The sequence below is a fragment of the Colwellia sp. C1TZA3 genome (genome assembly GCF_007954265.1).
In the GTDB taxonomy this organism is placed as follows: Bacteria; Pseudomonadota; Gammaproteobacteria; order Enterobacterales; family Alteromonadaceae; genus Cognaticolwellia.
The window spans coordinates 1-1,769 of the sequence record NZ_VOLS01000127.1 but is presented as its reverse complement, the minus strand read 5'-3'; the positions used below and the strand labels follow the sequence as shown (position 1 = coordinate 1,769).

Sequence of the window (1,769 nt, the reverse complement as noted above, 5' to 3'; positions counted from 1 at the left end):
GGTATTTAGCGTTAAGGGTACTGCAACATAAACGATATTATCTATCGGATAGAATGATACTAAGTGCCATGAAGACACTTATTCAAGATAGTTTATATTGAGTAACTTGTGGGGATTCCTCAGACTTCAGTCCGTCAACCGTACAGCGGACAATTAACCTGATGGGCCAAAAAATATTTGCAGTAGGTATTATTTTGTTGATTGGTATTTATGCCTAAGACGGTTAAATTTCATTTAACTTGATGGACTAAAGTCCAACCTATACAAGGCCTACAGGTGATAATGTCGCGCTGGGTAATTGTTTTTGTAGGTCGGACTTCAGTCCGTCAACCGTACAGCGGGCGATTAACCTGATGAGCCAAAAAATATTTGCAGTAGGTATTGTTTTGTTAATTGGTATTTATGCCAAAGACGGTTAAATTTCATTTAACTTGATGGACTAAAGTCCAACCTACATCAGGCCTACAGGTGATAATGTCGCGCTGGGCAATTGTTTTTGTAGGTCGGACTTCAGTCCGTCAACCGTACAGCGGGCAATTAACCTGATGAGCCAAAAAACATTTGCAGTGGATTTTATCTTTATTGGTTAGCTTTTACGCCAAAAACGGTTAAATTTCATTTAACTTGATGGACTAAAGTCCAACCTACATCAGGCCTACAGGTGATAATGTCGCGCTGGGTAGTTTTTTGTAGGTCGGACTTCAGTCCGTCAACCGTACAGCGGGCGATTAACCTGATGGGCTAAAAGACATTTGCAGTGGATTTTATCTTTATTGGTTAGCTTTTACGCCAAGGAGGGTTAAATTTCATTTAACTTGATGGACTAAAGTCCAACCTACATCAGGCCTACAGGTGATAATGTCGCGCTGGGTTATTGTTTTTGTAGGTCGGACTTCAGTCCGTCAACCTTTAAGCGGGCGATTAACCTGATAGGCTAAACCCTAAGCTACACTGTAATCTGTATACACTGCATAGGCATATAAGCTTATGATTTAAAAATAGGGATATTCATTGGAGAGGGAAATGTACAAAAATTCTGCTTTATTACTCAGTTTTATACTGTTTGGCGTGGCTGGTTGCTCAGAGTCTGAACAGGCATTCAGCGAAGTGCATGACAGCGACTCGCCTCAACTCTTGGCTAAAATAAACATACAAAACTTGACCAATTTCCGTTTTATCACGTGCCTGAGTGGCGTTATGATATTTCCACATATCAAGGGCCTTATTCTGAGTCAGGTGAGTATTATCAAGAGCAAAATATTATTGCCCCTGCTGCGTTAAGGAACACAGTACCAATAGGTAAAGGCGACTGGCTAATTGCAAGACTCTACACCCGAACAGAAAAACCTATCGTGCTTGATTATATCGATGTTATACCAATCCCATTAAGTTATTGCTCACTTGTACTAGTTAAAATAGCTCAAGGCTGTGTTGCTCTCACTCCTAATAGCCAGCTATTGCTCAATCGAGCGCCTTACCTTGAATTATTTTTCCTGCGCACAACAAGATCACAAACTTAATGGAACTGGTATTATTCCTGATCCAAAAAACGCGAACAATCAAGTATTAAAAATTAGTACACCAGAGCATACTGATGGTGTTGTGCTGCGATCTAAAAACCCTTTACCACCTAAATACCGTATAATACCAAGTTGATTAATTACCTGCTCATTTTTAATGGTTAAAATGAATAACTACAGCGTTATAAAATTTATAAGGTGAATAACTACTGACTAAATTTTATGCCTTGTATTTATCCATTTTTCCTC

Annotated in this window: 1 protein-coding gene; it reads left to right on the top strand. The window is 39.3% G+C overall.

Annotated features, from left to right (window positions below; all coding sequences use genetic code 11):
* Positions 1-1,181 precede the first annotated feature (1,181 nt).
* Entirely contained in the window at positions 1,182-1,520 is a 339-nt protein-coding gene (locus ESZ39_RS17420; RefSeq protein WP_146881184.1) for a hypothetical protein, read from the top strand.
* The last annotated feature ends 249 nt before the right edge of the window (positions 1,521-1,769 follow it).